General features: G+C 74.0%; 14 protein-coding genes. 11 read left to right on the top strand and 3 right to left on the bottom strand.

Translation table 11 applies throughout. The features are described from left to right. Positions 1 to 120: 120 nt before the first annotated feature. The 5 genes from ABZ464_RS03870 to ABZ464_RS03850 are packed head-to-tail and all read left to right on the top strand — an operon-like array spanning position 121 to position 8,423. Complete coding sequence (locus tag ABZ464_RS03870) at positions 121 to 3,318, top strand: AMP-binding protein (RefSeq protein ID WP_359270455.1); 3,198 nt, start codon at positions 121 to 123, stop codon at positions 3,316 to 3,318. After that, positions 3,315 to 3,587 (top strand): phosphopantetheine-binding protein, encoded by a 273-nt coding sequence (locus ABZ464_RS03865; protein ID WP_359270452.1) that lies wholly within the window; start codon positions 3,315 to 3,317, stop codon positions 3,585 to 3,587. The genes ABZ464_RS03870 and ABZ464_RS03865 overlap by 4 nt, the downstream gene beginning before the upstream one ends. Next, positions 3,584 to 4,825 (top strand): acyl-CoA dehydrogenase family protein, encoded by a 1,242-nt coding sequence (locus tag ABZ464_RS03860; RefSeq protein WP_359270451.1) that lies wholly within the window; start codon positions 3,584 to 3,586, stop codon positions 4,823 to 4,825. The genes ABZ464_RS03865 and ABZ464_RS03860 overlap by 4 nt, the downstream gene beginning before the upstream one ends. After that, positions 4,822 to 6,636 carry an ABC transporter ATP-binding protein gene (locus ABZ464_RS03855; protein ID WP_359270448.1) on the top strand — a complete coding sequence of 605 codons (1,815 nt, stop codon included), beginning with the start codon at positions 4,822 to 4,824 and terminating at the stop codon, positions 6,634 to 6,636. Before ABZ464_RS03860 ends, ABZ464_RS03855 begins: the two co-directional genes overlap by 4 nt. Next, positions 6,633 to 8,423 carry an ABC transporter ATP-binding protein gene (locus ABZ464_RS03850; RefSeq protein ID WP_359270445.1) on the top strand — a complete coding sequence of 597 codons (1,791 nt, stop codon included), beginning with the start codon at positions 6,633 to 6,635 and terminating at the stop codon, positions 8,421 to 8,423. The genes ABZ464_RS03855 and ABZ464_RS03850 overlap by 4 nt, the downstream gene beginning before the upstream one ends. 76 nt (positions 8,424 to 8,499) lie before the next feature. On the opposite strand, the gene ABZ464_RS03845 is transcribed toward ABZ464_RS03850, so the two are convergent. Further along, complete coding sequence (locus tag ABZ464_RS03845; RefSeq protein WP_359270443.1) at positions 8,500 to 9,081, bottom strand: class I SAM-dependent methyltransferase; 582 nt, start codon at positions 9,079 to 9,081, stop codon at positions 8,500 to 8,502. A gap of 125 nt (positions 9,082 to 9,206) precedes the next feature. Here ABZ464_RS03845 and ABZ464_RS03840 point away from each other — a divergent pair, with 125 nt between their 5' ends. The 6 genes from ABZ464_RS03840 to ABZ464_RS03815 are packed head-to-tail and all read left to right on the top strand — an operon-like array spanning position 9,207 to position 17,067. Then, entirely contained in the window at positions 9,207 to 11,048 is a 1,842-nt protein-coding gene (locus ABZ464_RS03840; protein WP_359270440.1) for an amino acid adenylation domain-containing protein, read from the top strand. After that, the gene (locus ABZ464_RS03835) at positions 11,045 to 12,004 is read left to right on the top strand and encodes a chlorinating enzyme (protein WP_359270434.1); all 960 of its coding nucleotides are present in this window, start codon (positions 11,045 to 11,047) and stop codon (positions 12,002 to 12,004) included. The genes ABZ464_RS03840 and ABZ464_RS03835 overlap by 4 nt, the downstream gene beginning before the upstream one ends. Continuing rightward, positions 12,004 to 13,209, top strand: coding sequence for an alpha/beta hydrolase (locus ABZ464_RS03830; RefSeq protein ID WP_359270431.1), 1,206 nt, complete (start codon positions 12,004 to 12,006; stop codon positions 13,207 to 13,209). The genes ABZ464_RS03835 and ABZ464_RS03830 overlap by 1 nt, the downstream gene beginning before the upstream one ends. Then, the gene (locus ABZ464_RS03825; protein WP_359270428.1) at positions 13,206 to 14,612 is read left to right on the top strand and encodes an FkbM family methyltransferase; all 1,407 of its coding nucleotides are present in this window, start codon (positions 13,206 to 13,208) and stop codon (positions 14,610 to 14,612) included. Before ABZ464_RS03830 ends, ABZ464_RS03825 begins: the two co-directional genes overlap by 4 nt. Further along, positions 14,609 to 15,799 (top strand): acyl-CoA dehydrogenase family protein, encoded by a 1,191-nt coding sequence (locus ABZ464_RS03820; protein WP_359270426.1) that lies wholly within the window; start codon positions 14,609 to 14,611, stop codon positions 15,797 to 15,799. Before ABZ464_RS03825 ends, ABZ464_RS03820 begins: the two co-directional genes overlap by 4 nt. Then, positions 15,796 to 17,067 (top strand): cation:proton antiporter, encoded by a 1,272-nt coding sequence (locus ABZ464_RS03815; RefSeq protein ID WP_359270423.1) that lies wholly within the window; start codon positions 15,796 to 15,798, stop codon positions 17,065 to 17,067. The genes ABZ464_RS03820 and ABZ464_RS03815 overlap by 4 nt, the downstream gene beginning before the upstream one ends. Here the strand turns inward: ABZ464_RS03815 and ABZ464_RS03810 are convergent. Together ABZ464_RS03810 and ABZ464_RS03805 are read right to left on the bottom strand one after the other, a co-directional pair. Further along, entirely contained in the window at positions 17,024 to 17,422 is a 399-nt protein-coding gene (locus ABZ464_RS03810) for a VOC family protein (RefSeq protein ID WP_359270420.1), read from the bottom strand. The genes ABZ464_RS03815 and ABZ464_RS03810 overlap by 44 nt on opposite strands. A gap of 151 nt (positions 17,423 to 17,573) precedes the next feature. Next, positions 17,574 to 19,154 carry a helix-turn-helix domain-containing protein gene (locus tag ABZ464_RS03805; RefSeq protein ID WP_359270417.1) on the bottom strand — a complete coding sequence of 527 codons (1,581 nt, stop codon included), beginning with the start codon at positions 19,152 to 19,154 and terminating at the stop codon, positions 17,574 to 17,576. Between the last annotated feature and the right edge of the window lie 125 nt (positions 19,155 to 19,279).

The following is a 19,279-nucleotide window of genomic DNA, read 5'->3' as shown; positions in this document are numbered from 1 at the left end:
TGCAAGGCGCGTCGCGTAGTTTTTTCGCAGCGGCCCTCCCGGATTTTCCGGAGTGAATACGGGAGGCCGGGGCGAATCGGGGACGGGCCAGGACGGGTACGAGAGGGAGGCTGCGGCCGGGTGGAACCAGAGAACGCGGTCCACGGAATTCTCGACGCGGCGGCCCGCCGGTTCCCGCGGGCCCCCGCCGTACGCGACTCGCTCGGCGGCTGGACCTACGAGGAGCTGTCCCGGGCCTGCTCGGCGATCGAGGCCTGGCTGGGGCGGCGGGGCGTCCGGGCCGGGGACCGGATCGTCACCCTGCTGCCCGCGAGCCGCGAGTTCACCGCCCTGGTGTACGCGGCCTCCCGGGCCGGCGCCACCCTGGTCCCCCTCGCCCCGACCACGACGGCCTACCAGCTCACCCCGATCGTCACGGAGACCGAGGCCCGCCTACTGATCACCGAAGCCGGCATGGAGACACCGGACTTCTGCGAGGCGGCCGACACCGCAGAACTGTCCGAGGCAGCCCGCCCGGCCGGTGCGTCCACCGCCTCCGGTCCCGCCTGCGAGGCGGAGGCGGCCGACGCCGAGGGACTGTCCGAGGCGGCCCGCCCAGCCACCGCGTCCACCACCTCCGGTCCCGCCCCCGAGGCGGATGCGGCCGACGCCGGGCGACTGTCCGAGGCGGCCCGCCCGGCCGGTGTGTCCACCGCCTCCGGTCCCGCCTGCGAGGCGGATGCGGCCGATGCCGAGGGACTGTCCGAGGCGGCCCGGCCCGCCGGCGCGTCCACCACCTCCGGTCCCGCCCGCGAGGCCCCGTCCAGCCCCGCCCCTGACGCCCCCTCCGGTCCCGCCCGCGAGGCCCCGTCCAGCCCCGCCCCTGACGCCCCCTCCGGTCCCGCCCCCGAAGCCCCCTCCGGTCCCACCCTCGACGCCCCCTCCGGCCCCACCCCCGAAGCCCCGGCCCTGATCATCTACACCTCGGGCACCACATCCCGTCCCAAGGGCATCGTCTGCCCGCACGACCGCGTGGTGTTCGTGGCCCGTGCGATCGCGTCGCGCCTCGGCTACCGTCGCGAGGACGTGGTCTTCTGTCGGCTGCCTCTCTCCTTCGACTACGGCCTCTACCAGCTGTTCCTGTGCGCCCTCGCCGGTGCCGAGCTGGTCCTGGCGGAGGACGGCAGTGACGTCACCGTGCTCAGGCAGCTGCGTCGCTGCGGGGCGACGGTCGTCCCCCTGGTCCCCTCGCTGGCCTCGATGCTCGTCGCCCTCGCACGACGGGAACGGTCCCCCGACGGGGCCGCCGCACCCGCCACGGTGCGCCTGTTCACCAACACGGGGGCGGAGCTCACGCCGCGGGCGGCCCGCACCCTGCGCGAGGTGTTCCCCGAAGCGCAGGTGTCCCCGATGTACGGAATCTCCGAGTGCAAGCGGGTCTCCATCCTGTCGCCGCACGAGGCCGCCGCCCGCCCGGACTCGGTGGGCCGCCCGCTGCCCGGTACCACGGTGAGCGTGCTCGGCCCCGACGGCTCGGTCCTGCCGCCCCGCGCGGTGGGGGAGATCGTGGTCGACGGGCCGCACGTGATGGACGGCTACTGGCGCGACCCCGACCGCACCGCGCGGATGTTCCGGCCCGCGCCCGGCACCACCCGGCGCCGCCTGCACACCGGGGACCACGGCTTCCTCGACGAGGAGGGGTACCTCTACTTCGCCGGGCGGCGCGACGAGATCTTCAAACGGCGGGGCGTCCGCATGAGCACCCTGGAGATCGAGGCCGCCGCCCAGTCGGTCGCCGGAGTACGGGACGCGGTGGTGCTCGTCCCGCACGACGAGCGCGACCTCCCGCTGTTCGTCACCGGCACCGCCCGGCCCGCCACCGTGCTCGCCGAACTCGCGGCCCGGCTCGGCCCGGCCCGCACCCCCACACGCTGCACGGTGCTCGACACCCTGCCGCTGACCGCGAACGGAAAACCCGACCGGCAGGCCCTGCGCTCCCTGCTCGGCACCGGCGCACCGCAGCCCGGCTCGACGTCACGTCCGGAAAGGCAGGAAACCCGTATGCCCGAGCAGGCCGGGCCGGCCGCCCGCAGCGACGCCCCCCTGTCCGGCGGCGACTTCGACACCCTCGCCAAGGAGTACGGCACCCCCGTCTACGTGTACGACCTGACCCGGACGGAGCAGGCGTACACGGATCTCACGGCGGCCCTCCCGGAGGGCTCCCGCGTCTACTTCTCGCTGAAGGCCAACCCGCACCCCGCGCTGGTCCGCCGTCTCGGCGGCCTCGGCGCCCGTCCCGAGGTCAGCTCGGCCGGAGAGCTCGACGCGGTGCTGGCCGCCGGCCGGCCCGCCGGGGAGGTGCTGTACACCGGGCCCGGCAAGACCCCCGCGGAACTCGACCGGGCGCTGGCGGCGGGCGTCCGGGTCCTGTCGGCCGAGTCCTTCGCCGACCTGGACCGGATCGGAGCCGCCGCCGAGCGGCACGGCGTGGACGTGGACTGCCTGCTGCGGGTCAACGCGCCGGACGCGGCCGGCGGCAGCGGACTGCGTATGACCGGCACCTCCTCCCAGTTCGGCTTCGACCACGACCGGCTGGTGGCGGGCTGGCCCGCCTACCGGCCGCCCGCCCGGGTCACCGTACGGGGCTTCCACTTCTTCCCCCTGACCAACGCCCGCGACGAGACGACCCTGCTGGGCGAGATGGCCCAGAGCGTGCGCTGCGCGGCCGAGCTCTCCCGGCGGCTGGGCATTCCGCTGGAACTGCTCGACCTGGGCGGTGGCTTCGCCGCGCCGTACGCCGGCCCGGGCACCCGCCCCCGCTACCCGGGCCTGCGCGCCGGCCTGGAGCGGGTGCTCGACGAGCACCTGCCCGACCCCGGCCGGCGACCGGTCCTCGCCTTCGAGTCGGGGCGCTACCTGGTCGCCGACTGCGGCACCCTGCTGACCACCGTCGTCGACGTCAAGGAGAGCAGGGGCCGCACGTACGCCGTCCTCGACGCCGGCATCAACGCGCTCGGCGGACTGTCCGCCACCGGCCGACTGCTGCCGGTCGACGTCGGCCCGGACCTCACCGGCATGACCGGACCCGAACGGACCGCCGACCTCGTCGGACCCCTGTGCACACCGCTGGACCGGCTGGCCCGGCGGGTACGCCTGGACGGCCTCACCCCCGGCGACGTGCTCCGCGTCCCGAACACCGGCGCCTACGGCCTCACGGCCAGTCTGCTCGGTTTCCTCAGCCGGCCCGTCGCCGCCGAGGTGGTCACCGAGTCCGGCCACGTCGTGGAAGCAAGCCGTCTGACGCTCGTCCGCACGACCGAAGGAGAGACGCAGCCGTGACCGTTCCCTGGGACGAACGCTTCGAGAGCGTCGTACGCCCCAACCTGCCCCTGCTGGAGCCGGAGACCCCGCTGGCGCCGGACGCCGCGTTCGCCGCGCTGGGGCTCGACTCCATGCAGACGGTGAGTCTGCTGGTCGAGGTGGAGGAGGCGTACGACATCGTCATGCCCGACGAGGCGCTGGCCGCGGAGACCTTCGCCGGCCCGCTCAGCCTGTGGCGGCAGGTCTCCGCCCTGCTGCCGGTCCCTGCCACCGGGGCCGACCGGTGAGTTCGGTGCCGGAGCGGCTGGCCGAGGTGCTGCCCGTGGTACGGGACCACGCCGACCGGTGCGACGCCGAGGCCCGGTTCCCGAGCGAGAGCGTCGACGCCCTGCGCGCCACTGGACTGATGGGCCTGCTGGTGCCGGAGGAACACGGGGGGCTGGGCGCCGACCTGCGGACGTTCGCCGAGACCGCGCAGACCCTGGCGGGCGCCTGTCTGTCCACGGCGATGATCTGGGCCATGCACGGACAGCAGGTGGACGCCGTGGTCCGGCACGCCGGCCCGCGGCTGGCCGGGGAACTGCTGCCCCGCATCGCCCGGGGCGGGATGTACCTGGCGTCGGTGACCACCGAGCCGGGGAAGGGCGGCCACCTGCTCAGCGCCGACGCCGCGCTCACCGCGGAGCGGCACCTGCTCCACTTCGACCGGACCGGCCCCGTGGTCACCGGCGCCGCACACGCGGACGGCTTCCTCATCACGCTGCGCGCCGCCCCGGACGCCCCTGCCCACCAGGTGTCCCTGGTGTACGCCGCGCGCGAGCAGACCGCCGTCGAACCCGTCGGCGACTGGAACCCCCTCGGCATGCGCGGCACCCACAGCACCGGGATCCGGCTGAAGGGGGCCGTGCCGGCCGGCCAGCTCGTGGGCGGCGAAGGCGAGTTCCGTACGGTGGCCGTCGACAGCATGGTCCCGGTGGGGCACATCGCCTGGGCCTCCTGCTGGCTGGGCGCGGCCCGCTCCGGATATCAGCGGCTCGTACGCCTGCTCACCTCGCGCGGACGGCCCCGTGGCATCGACCTCGCCTCCCCGCTGACCACGGAACGACTGGCCCGCATCCGTACGGACCTGGAACTGGTCAGCGGCTATCTGCACGGGGTGATCGCCGAGATCGGCCAGGCGCGGGCCACCGGCGCCGACACCGCGGACCCGGCCGTGCAGATCCACCTCAACACGCTGAAGATCGCCGCCTCCGAGCTGGCGTTCGGCGCCACCGACCGGATGGTGCAACTGGCGGGCCTGACCCTCGGCTACCAACGGGACTCGCCCCTCGGACTGGAGCGGCTCTTCCGCGATCTGCGGTCGGCGGCACTCAACTACGCCAACGACCGGCTGCTGACCTCCAACGGCAGCCTGTGTCTGCTGGACCGGGGCGTCCGGCTGCTGTCCGCCGCCCCCGCCGCCTCTCCCGCCTCCGCCGTGGACACGCCCGTCGACGGCCCGGCCCCCGGGCATGTGAGCCCATGACCGCGCACGCCCCGGACACGAACCCGGACCGGCCCGCCGGGGACACGACTCCCTCCTGGCGGCGGATCGCCCGCTGGGAGTGGCGGCTGCTGCGCCCCCAGCGGCGCCTCCTGCTCGGCTGGGTCGGCGGGGTCGCCGCGGCCGCCGTCCTGTCCGTGCTGTCCGCCCGGCGCACCGGCGACTTCATGAACTCCCTGGCCGGCGGCGACGACTTGCGGCGCACGCTGGAGACCGGGGCGGCCGTCGGACTGCTCGCCGCCGGCGCCGTGCTCGCCCGCACGCTGGCCGTGTACTGCGTCGACCTGGCCATCGGCCGGGGCGCCGACGCCCTCGGCCTGGCCGTCTTCGACGAACTCCAGCACAAGGACATCACCGCCTGCGAGGCCCTCGGCTTCGACGAGCTGTACCACCGCCTCACCGACGGGATGGAACGCATCAGGGAGGCGATGCGGCTGCTGCTGGCCGAGTTCACGTTCTACGCGCTCTCCGCCTGCCTGACCCTCGTCGTCATGGTGCGCGTCGACCCCGTGCTGCCGCTGATCTGCCTCGCCGTCTATCTGCCGTACATCGGCTTCCGGCTGCGGCTGCTGCGCCGGTTCAACGAACGCTGGAACGGTCACCTCACGGAGTACCCGTCGCTCTCCCGGGTGGTGCGCGAAGCGATCGAGGGCGTCCGGACCATCAAGATCTACTCGTCGGTGGAGCGCGAGACGGTACGTCTGGAAGGGGCGCAGCGCCGCTATCTGGAGGCGTTCCGCAGTCATCAGCGGCTGCTGTGCTCGGGCAGTCTCCTCAACCATGTGATGTTCCTGCTGCCCGAGGGCCTGGTCTACCTCTACCTCGGCCGGCGCGTCCTGGACGGGGCCGTGTCGCTGGGCGGGCTGTTCACGATGACGGTGCTCTTCCCGCTGCTGCGGCAGTTCGTCTGGCACGTGTCCCGGCTCGCGGCCCACCGGGGCGAACACGGGATCCCGCTGGCCCGGCTGCAGGAGATACGGGCCCTGCCCGAGGAGCCCTACGACGACGGCGCCGGCGGCGGGTCCGGTGCGACGGCGCCCGGGCGGCCCCGGGGGCGGATCGAGTTCCGCGACGTGTCCAAACGCCTCGACGGGGTCCCCGTACTCGACGGCCTGGACCTGACCATCGCCCCCGGCCGACGGATCGGCGTCGTGGGGCTCAGCGGGGCGGGCAAGTCCACGCTCGCCAACCTGCTCGTCGGGCTGCTCGCCCCGGACGGCGGCGAGGTCCTCGTCGACGACCGGCCGCTGGCCCACTGGCCCATCTCCGCGCTGCGGCGGGCGACCGCCTACGTCAGCCAGGACGCCTACCTGCTCAACGACACCGTGCGCGCCAACCTCGGCTACGGCATCGAACAGCCCCCGGACGAGCGGCTGTTGTGGGCCCTGGGACAGGCGGACCTCGGCGACTTCGTGGCCGCCCTGCCCGAGGGACTCGACACCGTCGTCGGTGAGCGCGGCATCCAGCTGTCCGGGGGCCAGCGGCAGCGGCTCTCCCTGGCGCGGGCCTTCCTGCGTGAGCCGGCGATCCTCGTCCTCGACGAGACCACCAGCGCCCTGGACGCGGCGGCCGAGGCCCGGGTGCACCGGGCCCAGCAACGACTCGGCGAAGGAGTCACCACCCTGATCATCGCCCACCGTCTCGTGACCGTGCGCGACGCCGACGCCATCGTCGTCATCGACGAGGGCCGGGTACGGCAGCACGGTACCCACGACGAACTGCTGCGCAGCGACGGCCTCTACGCGAGGCTGCACCGGGCCGCCGCGATGTCCACGGCCGGGGAGGCGCCGTGACGGGCGGGCCGCAAGCCGCGGAGCGCACCCGCGCCGGTGAGGCCCGTACGGGAGAGGCCCGTACGGGAGAGGCCCGTACGGGATGGGCCCGCAAGGGAGAGGCCCGTATCGCCCACGGCGACCCCGCCGCGATGTTCCTGCTGATGGCCGTGCACGAGTCGGCGGCCCTCGCCCTGCCGCTCGCCGCCGGACAGGCCGTCGGGCGTCTGCTGGCGCGGGACTGGGACGGGTTCCTGGTGTGGGCCCTGCTGATGATCGCCCTCCCGCTCGTCGAGGGGCTGCTGCTGTGGGCCTGGGAGTGGACGCAGGGCTGCGGCGCCGAGGAGGCGGGCACCGTACTCCAACGCGGGGTGCTGGCGCGGATGCTGAGCACCTCCGTCGGCTGGTTCGTCCCCCGCCGGACCGGTGTGCTCGTCACCCGGGCCACTCAGGACATCCGTTACCTCGTCGAGCACGACCGGGTGCGGTGGCAGGCGGTCCGCTCGGTGTTCGCGCTCGCCGTGATCTGCGCGGTGCTCACCGCCTACCATCCGCTGCTCGCGCTCGCCGCGCTGCTGGCAGCCGTGCCCCAGCTGGTGCAACTGCGCTGGGCGGCCCGGGACGCGCGGCGGGTGGCCGCCGACGTGGTCGCCGGCACGGAGGCCGTCAACGAGTACCTGCGGGAACGCCTGGACTTCCTGCGGTTCACCAGGTCCAGCGGCGCCGGGGCGTGGGAGCACCACCAGTACGAGCGGCTGCTGCGCCGGACCGTGGGACCGGCGCGGGAGGCCCGGGCCCGACTGGACGCGCGTACCGCGGCGGTGAGCGGCGGACTGCAGACGCTCGGCACCCTCACCCTGATGGCCGGAGGCGGCTGGCTCGCCGCGCGAGGAGCCATCGCCGCCGGCGGATTCGTCGTGGCGTTCGGCTATCTGGCGCGCATCGGCGTCGCCGCCGCGGACTGGACCGCGTGGTTCCGGCGGGCCGCGGAGGCCGGACAGCGCCGGACCCGCATCGCCGAGATCATGGCGGCGCCGGCGGAGCCGACGGGCAGCGGGACGCCTCCGCGCCGGGTCGACCGCATCGAGATGCGCGACCTGACCTTCCATCACCCCGGCCGCCCGGAGGTGCTGTCCGCCATCAGCTGTACGCTGCGCCGGGGCGAGGTGACGGCCCTGGTGGGGGCGAGCGGCAGCGGCAAGAGCACGCTGTGCGACCTGCTGAGCGCCCTGACCCGCCCGGACTCCGGCCGCGTGCTGGTCAACGGGGACCACGAGCTCGCCGACATCGACCCGCACGCCTGGCGTTCACGCGTCGTCTACGTCGCGCAGTTCCCGTACTTCTTCACCGGGCCGCTCGACGACAACCTCCACCTCACCGACGGGGCGGACGCGGACATCGCCCGGTTCGTGCGCGTGCTCGGCCTGGACGGTGTCATCGAGCGCATCCGTCGCCGGCCCGGCGAAGAGCTCGCCCCCGGCAGGCTCTCCGGCGGTCAGCGGCAGCGGCTCGGGCTGCTGCGCGGCGCCGCCCGCGCCGCGGCCGAACGCCCGGTGCTGGCCGTGTTCGACGAGCCCACCTCGGCCGTCGACTCCCTCACCGAACAGCAGGCCATGAGCGTGGTGACCGAGCTGCGGGACGTGGCCCCCGTCCTGCTCGTCGCCCACCGCATGTCCACGGTCCGCCACGCCGACCGGGTGCTGGTCCTCGACGACGGCCGGATCGTCGAGGACGGCCCGCCGGACGAACTGGCCGCCCGCGGCGGGCCCTTCGCCCGGTTGCGGGCGCAGGAGGAGACAGGCGCGTAGGCCTTCGCGGCGCGCCGCCCGACGGGACCAGCGGGGCAACCGGATCAGCGGGTGGGAGGACGCCTTGGACAGGACATCACGCGTCGGTGCGTACGGCGAGGAGCAGCCCGCTCGCCCAGTCCAGCCGTACCGTGCGGAAGTCGGGGCGGGTGGTGAGGTCCGCCAGCAGCCGCTCCACGGACGCCTCGTGGCCCTCGGGCCAGCCCGGCTGGGGGAGGAGATCGTCGATGAGGTAGGCGCCGCCCGGAGCCACCAGGCCCAGGGCGAGGTCGAGATGGGTGAACTTGCCCGGCCAGGTGTCCGCGAAGACCAGGTCGAACGGCTCGCCGTCGTACTTCTCCAGCCAGGCCCCGCCGTCCCCCGTGACGAAGGTGATCCGGTCGTCCGCCCCGAACAGAGCGCCGGCCACGGCCTGGAGCGCGCCGTCGAGTTCGACGGTGACGAGTTCCGCGGTGTCGTCCATCCCGCTGAGGAGCCAGGCGGTGCCCTCGCCGACCCCGGTGCCGAGCTCCAGGATCCGTCGCGGCCGGCCGGCGGCCAGGACGGCCAGCAGGCTGCCCGTACGTTCGTCGCACGACATGGTGAACCCGGCCTCGCGCGCCGCGGCGCGCAGTTCGGGCAGGCGGGCGGGCAACTGGCGAGGCGTGTCGTCGAACACGGATGTCTCCGTTCCTTCTCTCCGGGCCGCACATCCTGGCATCCGACCCGTCCCCCGGGCCACCCGCACCACGGACGACCGGGGCCCGACCCCGCCGTGCGCCGAGCGAAACGGACAGGAGACCCATGGAGTCGGTGAAGTGCACACTCGTCACCCGGTTCGACCGTGTGGTCGCGCGGTTCCCGGACCTGACGGCGGTCACCTCCCACGACGGTGACCTCACCTATCGGGAACTGGACCGGCGCTCCGACCTGCTCGCGCGGGAACTGGCGGCCACGGGTGTGGCACCCGGAGCCCGGGTGGTCCTGCTGGTGCCGCGGGGCGCCGGGGTGCCGGTCGGTGTGCTGGGCATCCTCAAGGCCGGCGCCGCCTACGTCCCCCTCGACCCCGACTGGCCGCCGGAGCGGATCGCCTGGACGGTCCGGGACAGCGGCGCCCGCGCCGTCGTATCGACGTCCGGGCCGGCCGGTTCGCTCCCGGACCTGGGAGTGGACGTCCTGCTGCTGGACCGGCCGACGGCACCGCCCGCCGAGCCGCCGGCCCCCGCGACGAGGGGCGCCACGACCCCCGACGACCCGGCCTACGTCATCTACACCTCCGGTTCCACGGGCACCCCCAAGGGGGTCGAGGTGGAGCACCGCAACGTCGTCCGCCTCTTCGACAGCACCCGGGAGCGGTTCGGCTTCGACGAGAACGACGTCTGGACGCTGTTCCACTCGACGGCCTTCGACTTCTCCGTGTGGGAGATCTGGGGCGCCCTGCTGTTCGGGGGGCGGCTCGTCGTCGTTCCCCTGGAGACCGCGCGCTCACCCGAGGCGTTCCACGACCTCCTGCGCGGCGAGCGGGTGACCGTCCTCAACCAGACGCCCTCCGCGTTCGGCCGGCTCGCGGCGGCCGACGCGAGGTCCGCGCACCGGCTGACCGGTCTGCGGGTCGTCGTGTTCGGCGGTGAGCGTCTGGAGCCGGCCACGCTGCGGGACTGGGTCGAACGCCACGGCGACGAGAGCCCCCGCCTGATCAACATGTACGGCATCACGGAGGCCACCGTGCACGCCTCCTACCGGCCGCTCACCCGGCACGACCTGGACGCGCACGGGCCGAGTCCCATCGGGGACCCGCTGCCCGGCCTGGTCTTCCATGTGCTCGGCGACGACGGGCGGCCCGTCACGCGGGGCGAGCCCGGCGAGCTGTACATCGAGGGGCCCGGCCTCGCCCGCGGCTACCTCGGGCGGCCCGAACCGACCGAGGAGCGCTTCATCGAGCGCACCGGCCCCGACGGCACGGTCCACCGCTGCCACCGCACCGGCGACCGGGTCGTCGCCCTGCCGCAGGGCGGCTACGGCCATCTCGGCCGCACCGACGACCGGATGAAGATCCGCGGCCACCGCGTGGAGCCCGCAGAGATCGAGACGGTCCTCGTCCGGCACGCGGACGTGTCGGCAGCTGTCGTACTGCCCCACGACTACGGAGGGGGAGACGTCCGCGTGGTGGCCTACGTCGCCTCCGACCGGCCGCGCGCGGACAGCCTCGCTCCCGAACTGGGGAAGACGGCCGCCGCCGCCCTGCCGCCCCACATGCGTCCCTCCGCGTACGTCGTCCTGCGGGAACTCCCGCTGACCCGCAACGGCAAGGTGGACAAGGACCGGTTGCCGGCACCGGTCGCCGGCGCCACGACCACTCCCGTCCACCTCGTCGCCGACGACCACCGCGCACGCACCGCCACGGAACAGCGCATCGCCGGCATCTGGCAGTCAGTCCTGGACGTCCCCGAGGTCCCCGGCATACCCGGCGACGCCGACTTCTTCGAGCTCGGCGGCACCTCGCTGTCCCTGCTGCGCATGTTCGGCCAGGTCAACGAGGCCTTCGGGCTCGGGCTCGACATCACCGTACTGATCGACGGCGCGACGGTGGGCACCCTCGCCCGCCACGTCGACCACGCCCTGTCCGCGCAGAGGAGAAACACGTGACCACCGTCCAGCCCCCCGACTTCTCCCTGAGCGACGAGGAACGGGCGGCCTTCCACCGCGACGGCTACGCCGGCCCCTTCACGCTGTACGAACCCGACGAGATCAAGAAGACGTGGGCGCGTACCCGGCTGGAACTGCTGGACCGCAGTGCCGCCGTCTACCGCGACGACGCGGCGGTGTCCGGCGCGACGAACATCTCCAACTACGACCGCCACCTCGATCACGGCTTCCTCGCGGAGCACATCACCCGCCCCGAGATCGTCCACCGGGTCGCCGGCATCCTCGGCCCCGACGTGCTGTGCTGGCGCACCGAGTTCTTCCCGAAGTACCCGGGCGACGAGGGCACCGACTGGCACCAGGCGGACACCTTCGCCAACGCGTCCGGCACCCCGCAGATCCGGTGGCCCGGCGGCTCCGGCTTCGGGGGCACCATCACCGTGTGGTGTGCGTTCACCGACGCCTCCGCCGACCGGGGATGCCTGCAGTTCATCCCCGGCACGCACCGCACCATGTTCTACGACGAGACCAAGCGGATGCACTACGACCCCGGGCAGAACACCTCCGTCGAGAAGAACGGCGTACGACGGGGATTCTTCGGCTACGACTACCGCGAACTGCAGGTGGACCCGGACTGGAAGCCCGACGAGTCCCGGGCCGTCTCCCTGGAGATGAAGGCGGGACAGTTCATCGTGTTCTGGTCCACGCTGATGCACGCCTCCCATCCGCACGCGGGCCGGACCGGGGAGATGCGCATGGGCTTCGCGACCCGCTACGTGCCCACCTCCGTGGAGGTCTACCCCGGCACCACGGACATCGAGGAGTACGGCGGCCGGGTCGGCCTCGAGCGCTACGGGGCGGTGCTGGTCAGCGGGACCGACGCGTACGGCCACAACCGGATCGCCGAACGCACCACCCGCGACCAGCCCTTCCGGCCCGCTTCCCGGACCGGGGCCTGATGCCGACGGAGGCCGCGGCGGGCGCTGTGCCGGACACCGTGCCCGATGCCGGGGCGCTGGGCGCACTGGCCCGGGCCCTCCTCGACACGGCGTCCCTCACCCGGGTCCTGCCGCGGCGGGCGAGGGTCGCGCCGGCCGCACCGTTCCCCGGTGACCGGACGTCGTCCGCCCAGGCACTCCTCGACCGGCTCACCGACGCCCTGGGGACACCCGGGGTCGAGGTGGTGCCGGAGCCGGGACCGCTGTCGGCCACGGAACTCGCCGTCAGCCGGCGCCTGGCGCTGCGCCCCCACGACGGCCCCGCGGACGAGGACCTGCTCCAGGACGTGACACGCCGGGCCCGCACGGCCTTCCCCGGCCGGCCCGTCGTGGTGTCCGCCCACGACGGCAGCCCGCTGCGCTGCTGGGCGGCCGGACCCGAGGACGCCCCGGCGGTGGCGGTGGTCGGCGCCTGCGGCATGCCGGTCGGGCTGGCGGCGCACTGGATGCAGGCGCTGTCCCCCTCGTACCGGGTGGTGACCTGGGAGAGCCGCGGGCTGTTCGCGGCGGACGACGGCTCCGGCCTCGGCGAGCTGACGGGACACGGCCTGGACGTCCAGAGCGACGATCTGCTCGCCGTGCTCGACGGCTTCGGCATCGGCCGGGCCCACGCCATGGGGCTGTGCGGAGGTGCGGCGATCGCCCTGGCGGCGGCCGCCCGATCGGACCGGATCACCTCCATGAGCCTGTGGCACGGCGACTACGAACTCGGCGGCGCGGCACCCAAGACGCCACACCAGCGGGACGTGGAGTCCCTGCTCGCCATGGTCGCGCGCGGTCGGCGGCAGGCCGCCGGGATGCACCGGCTGCTGAGCCGACCCGCGACCCTGGAGGCGCTGCGTCAGGACATCGCCCACTACCTGATCCACCCCTACGCGACGCCGGAACTGCTGTACCGGTACGGCCTGCTGAACGGGGCGATCATGTCGACCGACTGCCGCGCCCTGCTCACGGCCGGGCCACCCACATTGGTGGTCACCAGCGCGAAGGACGCGACGGCGCACCCCGCGGGCTCCGCGTTCGTCTCGGCGCACCTGCCCCGGGCGCGGCTGCGCACCCTGCCGGAGGGAGATCACCTCACCGCCTTCGACGCGGGCGGCGAACTGGTCGGCCTGGCCCATGAGTTCCTGCACGAGGTGACCACCGGGGACCGGAGGGGCACATGAACGACGTCGTCGACGCTTCCCGGCGCGCGCTGTCCGAGGCGCTGCGCGGGCACCCCGCGGTGACGGACGCGGCCGTCGTCGAGAGCACGGACGGGCAAAGCCTCACCGCCCGGATCGTGCCCGATCCCGACAGGGCGCCGATGCTGCACCGATCCGCCGTCCTCGAAGCGGCCGGCCGCCTCGGTGACCTCGCCTGGCACGAGCCGACGGGCGGGCTGCGCGTCGCCGGCCTCAACCGCGGGGAGACGGACTTCCTGCACCGGGAGATCTTCACCGAGAACGCCTACTTTCGGCACGGCATCGCGCTGCCCCCCGGCGCGGTCGTCGTGGACGTCGGAGCGAACATCGGCATGTTCACGCTGTACGCGGCGCGGCACAGCCCCCGGGCCCGGGTCATCGCCGTGGAACCGGTCGCGGAACTCGCCGAAGCGGTCCGGCTGAACGCCGAACTGCACGGTGTGGACGCCACGGTGCTGCGCTGCGCGCTGGGCCGCGCCGAGGGCGAGGCCGCCTTCACCTTCTACCCCCACAACAGCGTGATGTCGGGCCGGTTCGCCGACGGCCCCGAGGACCACGCCGTGCTCAAGGGCTACCTGCTCACCGGTCGCAACGCCGAGCGGGGCGCGCAGCTGGACCGGTTCGTCGAGGACCGCATGCGGGCCGAGCACCGGCGCGTACGGGTGACCACGCTGGCGTCCGTCGCGGACGAACTCCGGCTCCCCCGCGTCGATCTGCTGAAGATCGACGCGGAGAAGGCCGAGGCCGAGGTACTCCAAGGGATCGGCGAGGCCCTGTGGCCCCGGATCGACCGGATCGTGATGGAGGTCCACGACGTCGAGGGCCGACTCGACACCCTCCTGGAGGAACTCCGCGCCCGGGGTTTCGAGGTCGCCCACGACCAGGACCCACGACTGGTCCTGACACCGTGCCACCACCTGTACGCGCGACGCCCCGGGGCAGCCGCCGAGCAGACGCGGGAGGCGGCCTCGGAGGCGGCTCCGGTGTTCGACGGCGGCCCGGCACTGCGCGACCTCGAACCGGAACTGCGCGCGCTCGTCGCCCGGCGGCTGCCCGCGACGGCGCCGCCCGACCGGTTCACCGTGGTCGCGGAGCTCACCACGACGGGCGGACGGCCACCCGTGGCGGCGGCCACGCCCCACCCCGGCGCCGGACCACGTGTCGCCGTACTCGCCCGGATCTGGTCGGACCTGTTCGGCGCGGAGGCAGTGCGGCCGGACGCCGACTTCTTCGACCTGGGCGGGGACTCCCTGACCGCCGTGCGGCTGCTCGCCGGGATCGAGGCGGAACTCGGCGAGGAGGCGCTGTCCCCGGACCGGATCTTCACCGACAGCACGTTCGGGGCTCTGGCCACCGCCCTCGAGACCGGAGGAGCCGGATCGTGAGATCCCCCTATTTCACCCCTGACCACGAGGTGTTCCGGGCCGCGGTACGCACGTTCCTGGCCGACGCGGTGCTGCCCGACGCGGCGCGCTGGGAGGACGAGGGCGGACTCCCGCGGGAGCTGTGGAAGCGCCTGGGGGAGCAGGGCTACCTGGGGCTGCTGCATACGGCCGGCGCGGGCGGCGGCGGCCGGGACATGTTCACGTCGATCGTGTTCCTGGAGGAGCTCGGGCGCACGGGATTCGCGGGTCTTCGGGCCGCCGTCTCGGTGCACGCGTACATGGCGACGTACTACCTGGCCCGGTTCGGCGGTCGTGAACTGTGCCGCGCCTATCTGGCGCCGGCGGTGCGCGGTGACCGCGTGGCGGCCCTGGCGATCACGGAGCCGGCGGCGGGGGCCGACCTCGGGGGGCTGACCACGACGGCGACACCGGACGGCGATCACTACGTGGTCGACGGCACCAAGACCATGGTCAGCAACGGCATGGCGGCGGACTTCGCCGTCGTCGCCGTCCGCACCGGCGCGGCCACCGACCCCGGCCGGCCCGGCATGACCGGACTGTCCCTGCTGGTGGTCGACTCCGGTCTGCCCGGCGTCGGCCGTGAGCCCGTGCGGACCCTCGGCTGGCGCTCGGCCGGTACGGCCACGGTCACGTACGACCACGTGCGTGTTCCCGCGGGCCGTCTGATCGGACGGGCCGACAGCGGCTTCTACTACCTCATGCGAGGACTGCAGCTGGAGCGGCTGGTGGCGGCCACGCTGGCCCTGGGCGGCATCGAGCGGAGCCTGGACGACCTGTGCGGCTTCCTCCGGCAGCGCCGGGTGGCCGGGGACGTGCTGGCGGAGAAACAGGCGTCCGTGCACCGCGTCGCGGACCTCGGCACCGAGCTGGCCGCCGCCCGCCAACTCGTCCACCACACCGCCTGGCTCTACGACCGGGGTGAGCTGCCCACCACGGAATGCTCCATGGCCAAGCTCTGCACCACCGAGCTGGCGTGCCGACTGGCCGACGCCGCTCTGCAGCTCCAGGGAGCGCACGGCTACCTCGAAGGGGCCGACGCGGCCAGGGCGTACCGCGACGCCAGGGCGGCCACGATCGCCGCCGGGCCGAGCGAGGTGATGCGGGACCTCATCGGGCGGGCCGTCCTGAGAGCACCGGTCGCCACGGGAGGGGGGTCGCAGCCGTGAACGGCCACACGGCCGCCTTCTTCCTCGCCCTCGCCGCGGTCCTCGCAGTGGCCAGGCTCTTCGCGGTGGGGGCACGCCGACTGGGCCAGCCCGCGGTCGTGGGAGAGATCGTCGCCGGTATCGCGCTGGGCTCCACGCTGCTGTCGGACTCGTGGGGCTCCCTGCGCGACGCCGTCCCGTACGACGAAGTGCGGCCACTGCTGGGGGCGTTGGCCGATGTCGGCCTCGCCCTGTTCATGTTCGTCATCGGCCATGAGACGGACCGGGCCTTCCTGCGCGGCAGCGGCAGAATGGCACTCGGCGTCGCGCTCGGCTCGGTGGTGCTGCCCCTGGCCGGCGGCTGCCTCGCCGCACTGCCCTACGCCCGGGAGCACGGCCCGTCCGGCAGCACGGGGTTCGTGCTGTTCATCGGCGTGGCTCTGTCCGTGACCGCGTTTCCCGTGCTGGCGCGGATTCTCGCCGATCAGGGGCTGAACCGTTCACCCGTCGGCCGTGTCGCGATGGCGGCGGCGGCCGTGAACGACCTCATCGCGTGGGCCTGCCTCGCCGTGGTCGCCGCGTTCTTCGGTGCCACGCAGTCCTGGCGCATGGCTCTCGTACCCGTGTATCTGGCCGTGGCCGTCCTCGTGGTGCGTCCCCTGGCGGCCGGGTTCCTGCGCGGCCGGAAGGCGGACGCGCAGGCTGGGGCGGATACGGCGGGCACCCTGCTCGTGGTGACCGCCGGGCTGATGGGCTCGTGCGCGGTCACCGAGTGGCTCGGCGTCCACTTCGTCTTCGGCGCGTTCGTCTTCGGCGCGATCATGCCACGGGGGAGCGGCGAGCACCGGCTGCGTGTCGCGGTCGTGGACGGACCGGCGAAGTCGGCCACACGGATCCTGCTGCCGGTCTACTTCGTCATGGCGGGCACCCGGGTCGATCTCGCCGCGTTCCGCGCCTCCCACCTCGTCGTCCTGCTGGTGATGCTGTGCGTGGCGGTGGCGACGAAGATGCTGGGAGCCCATCTGGGAGCCCGGTGGTCGGGGATGCCGCGCGACCTCGCGCTGCCGGTCGCCGTGCTGATGAACACCCGGGGACTGACCGAGGTGGTGATCCTCACCGCCGGACTCCGACTCGGTTTCATCGACGAGTACTTCTACGCGGTGCTCGTCGTGGTGGCGGTGCTGACCACGGTCATGACCGGTCCGCTGCTCAGGGTGCTGCGCCGGCTGGACCCGGTGCGCACGGTCACCGGTTCGCCAGGATCTCCAGGTAGTGCCTGTTCTGCATGATGCCCAGGACGTTGCCGAACGGGTCGACGACCGAGCCGCCCACGAAGCCCTCGCCGAACTCGCGCAGGGGCTCGTGGAGGGTGGCGCCCAGGGCGAGGAGGCGGGCCAGGGCGGCCTCGGCGTCGTCCACGTGCCAGTACGTCACCACACCTCCCGTCGTGTCCGAGTGGCCGCCCAGGGCTCCCGTGAACCTGCTGTCCAGCAGGCCCAGTTCGTGCTGGTAGTCGCCGATGCGGAACTCGGCGTAGCCCGGGCGTTCGAAGTACGGCTCGATGCCGAGGAGTTCGGTGTACCAGCGCTTGGCCGCCTCGAGGTCGGCGGCGTGGAAGCGGACGGTGGTGAGGCCTCGCAGCATCGGTGCTCCTGGGGGATCCGGGGTGCCTGAAGCGCAGCGCGCTCGTGGTGAGCACCGTAGGGACCCTTTAGGTCGGATCCTGTCCTAGAAGGCGCCCCGCCCGTGGGACAGGTGCGGGTCAGGTGCGGGACAGGTGCGGGGCAGGTGCGGGTCAGGACAGCGGGACGCGGGTGAAGCGGGCCGCCACCCGCAGGTCCGCCTCGATCAGCGCGGCGGTCGCCGTCAGTTCGGGTGCCAGGTCGTGGACGCATTCCTCGGCCGTCCGCCGTGCCGTGTGGGTCGCGACCCCGACCGCCGCGACGACGCGCCCCGTCCGGTCCCGCACGGGTACCGCGACCGACCGCAGCCCCTGCTCCAGCTCCTCGTCGACGAACGCGAACCCGCCCTCGTACCCGCCCGTCAGCACCCGCCCCGCCGCCGTCGGCCGGGCCGGCCGACGGGTGCCCACGGTCATGTCCACGCTCATCAGATGGTGCGCGGCCACCCCGGCCGTGTACTGGATCTCGTCGCCCCCGTCGGTGAGGACCGCGAGCGCCGTCGACTCGTGGACCCGTTCCGCGAGCGCCGCGAGATGCGGGGTCGCGATGCGGGGGAGCGTCGTACGGGACAGGGGCGGGAAGCCGAGGGAGAGGACCCGTGGAGTGAGCGCGAAGGTCCGTCCCGGTCCGCCGGGGCCCACCAGGCCCAGATGCTCGTAGGTGATCAGGGCCCGTCGGGCGGTGGCCCGGGCCAGCCCCGTCGCCTGGGCGACCTCCGTCAGCGTCAGCTCCGCCCGGCCCTCCCCGAACGCGGTGAGGACGGTCAGCCCGCGGGCCAGGGACTCGATGAACTCCCGGCCCAGCTCCTGCTTGGACGCGCCCGTCCACAGCGCGAGCCCGGCGGGCGGCGGGCCCGCGTCCACGGCCGGGGCCCGCCGCAGCTCCTCCTCCATCGCCGCGACCGCCGCCCGCAGCCGGGGCAGCAGGGTGTCGCGCAGGTCGGCCGCCGAGTGCCGGCTGGTGTGGCTCACCACGTTCGCCACGCACACGACCCGCCCCGTGCCCGGCGCCCGTACCGGCACCGACACCGCCACCAGGCCCGGCTCGATCAGCTGGTCGTCGAGGGAGCAGCCCTCCTCGGCCGCCCGCCCGGCCCGGCGTACGAAGTCCTCGTCGGGCGCCCGGTGCGGGGCGGCCGGTACGGCGGTGAAGGACCGGTCCTCGGGGTCCGCCGCCCGCCGCTCGCGCCACCGCCGCCAGTCGGAGTCCGTCCACTCGGCGGCGAACAGCGGGCCCGGCGCGGTGCGTTCGGCGGGCAGCAGATCGCCGATGCGGAAGCTCAGGGACATCGCGCGGCGGCGGGTCGCCTGGTGGATGAAACGGATGCCGTCCCGGTCGGCGACGGCCAGCGACACCGACTCGTCGAGTTCGTCGGCGAGCGCGTCGGCCCGCGCGCCCAGCAGCGCGGGCAGCCGCAGCGCGGCCAGACAGGCGTTGCCGAGCTCCATCACGCGCGGGGTGAGGATCGCGTCCCGGCCCTCCAGCCGGGCGTACCCCATGCGCACCAGGGTCGCGACGACCCGGTCCACCGTCGACCGGGCCAGCCCGGTGGCCCGCTCCAGCTCGCTCAGCCGCATGCTGCCGCCCGCCCCGGTCAGCTCCCGCAGCACGGCCACCCCCCGCATCAGCGGCACCACGGCCTCCGCGGGCACGCCCGCCTCGGGGGCGGGGGTGGTGGTCGTCTTCGCGGACATCGGCTCTCCGGTACGGGGATCTACGCAGCCCTACCGTAATGCGCCCCCAAACCCACCGCCCCACGACCCCGTCCCACCCACCGGACGCCCCACACCCGCCGGCCCCACGACCCCGTCCCCGCCCG

The organism is Streptomyces sp. NPDC005820 (assembly GCF_040630255.1).
Taxonomy (GTDB): Bacteria; Actinomycetota; Actinomycetes; order Streptomycetales; family Streptomycetaceae; genus Streptomyces.
This window is presented reverse-complemented; position numbering and strand designations above follow the sequence as displayed.

Excerpts from the sequence above, each read along its gene's own strand:
- ABZ464_RS03825 (WP_359270428.1), top strand. The coding sequence starts at position 13,206 with ATGAACGACGTCGTCGACGCTTCCCGGCGCGCGCTGTCCGAGGCGCTG.
- ABZ464_RS03830 (WP_359270431.1), top strand. The coding sequence starts at position 12,004 with ATGCCGACGGAGGCCGCGGCGGGCGCTGTGCCGGACACCGTGCCCGAT.
- ABZ464_RS03855 (WP_359270448.1), top strand. The coding sequence starts at position 4,822 with ATGACCGCGCACGCCCCGGACACGAACCCGGACCGGCCCGCCGGGGAC.
- ABZ464_RS03810 (WP_359270420.1), bottom strand. The coding sequence starts at position 17,422 with ATGCTGCGAGGCCTCACCACCGTCCGCTTCCACGCCGCCGACCTCGAG.
- ABZ464_RS03840 (WP_359270440.1), top strand. The coding sequence starts at position 9,207 with ATGGAGTCGGTGAAGTGCACACTCGTCACCCGGTTCGACCGTGTGGTC.
- ABZ464_RS03805 (WP_359270417.1), bottom strand. The coding sequence starts at position 19,154 with ATGTCCGCGAAGACGACCACCACCCCCGCCCCCGAGGCGGGCGTGCCC.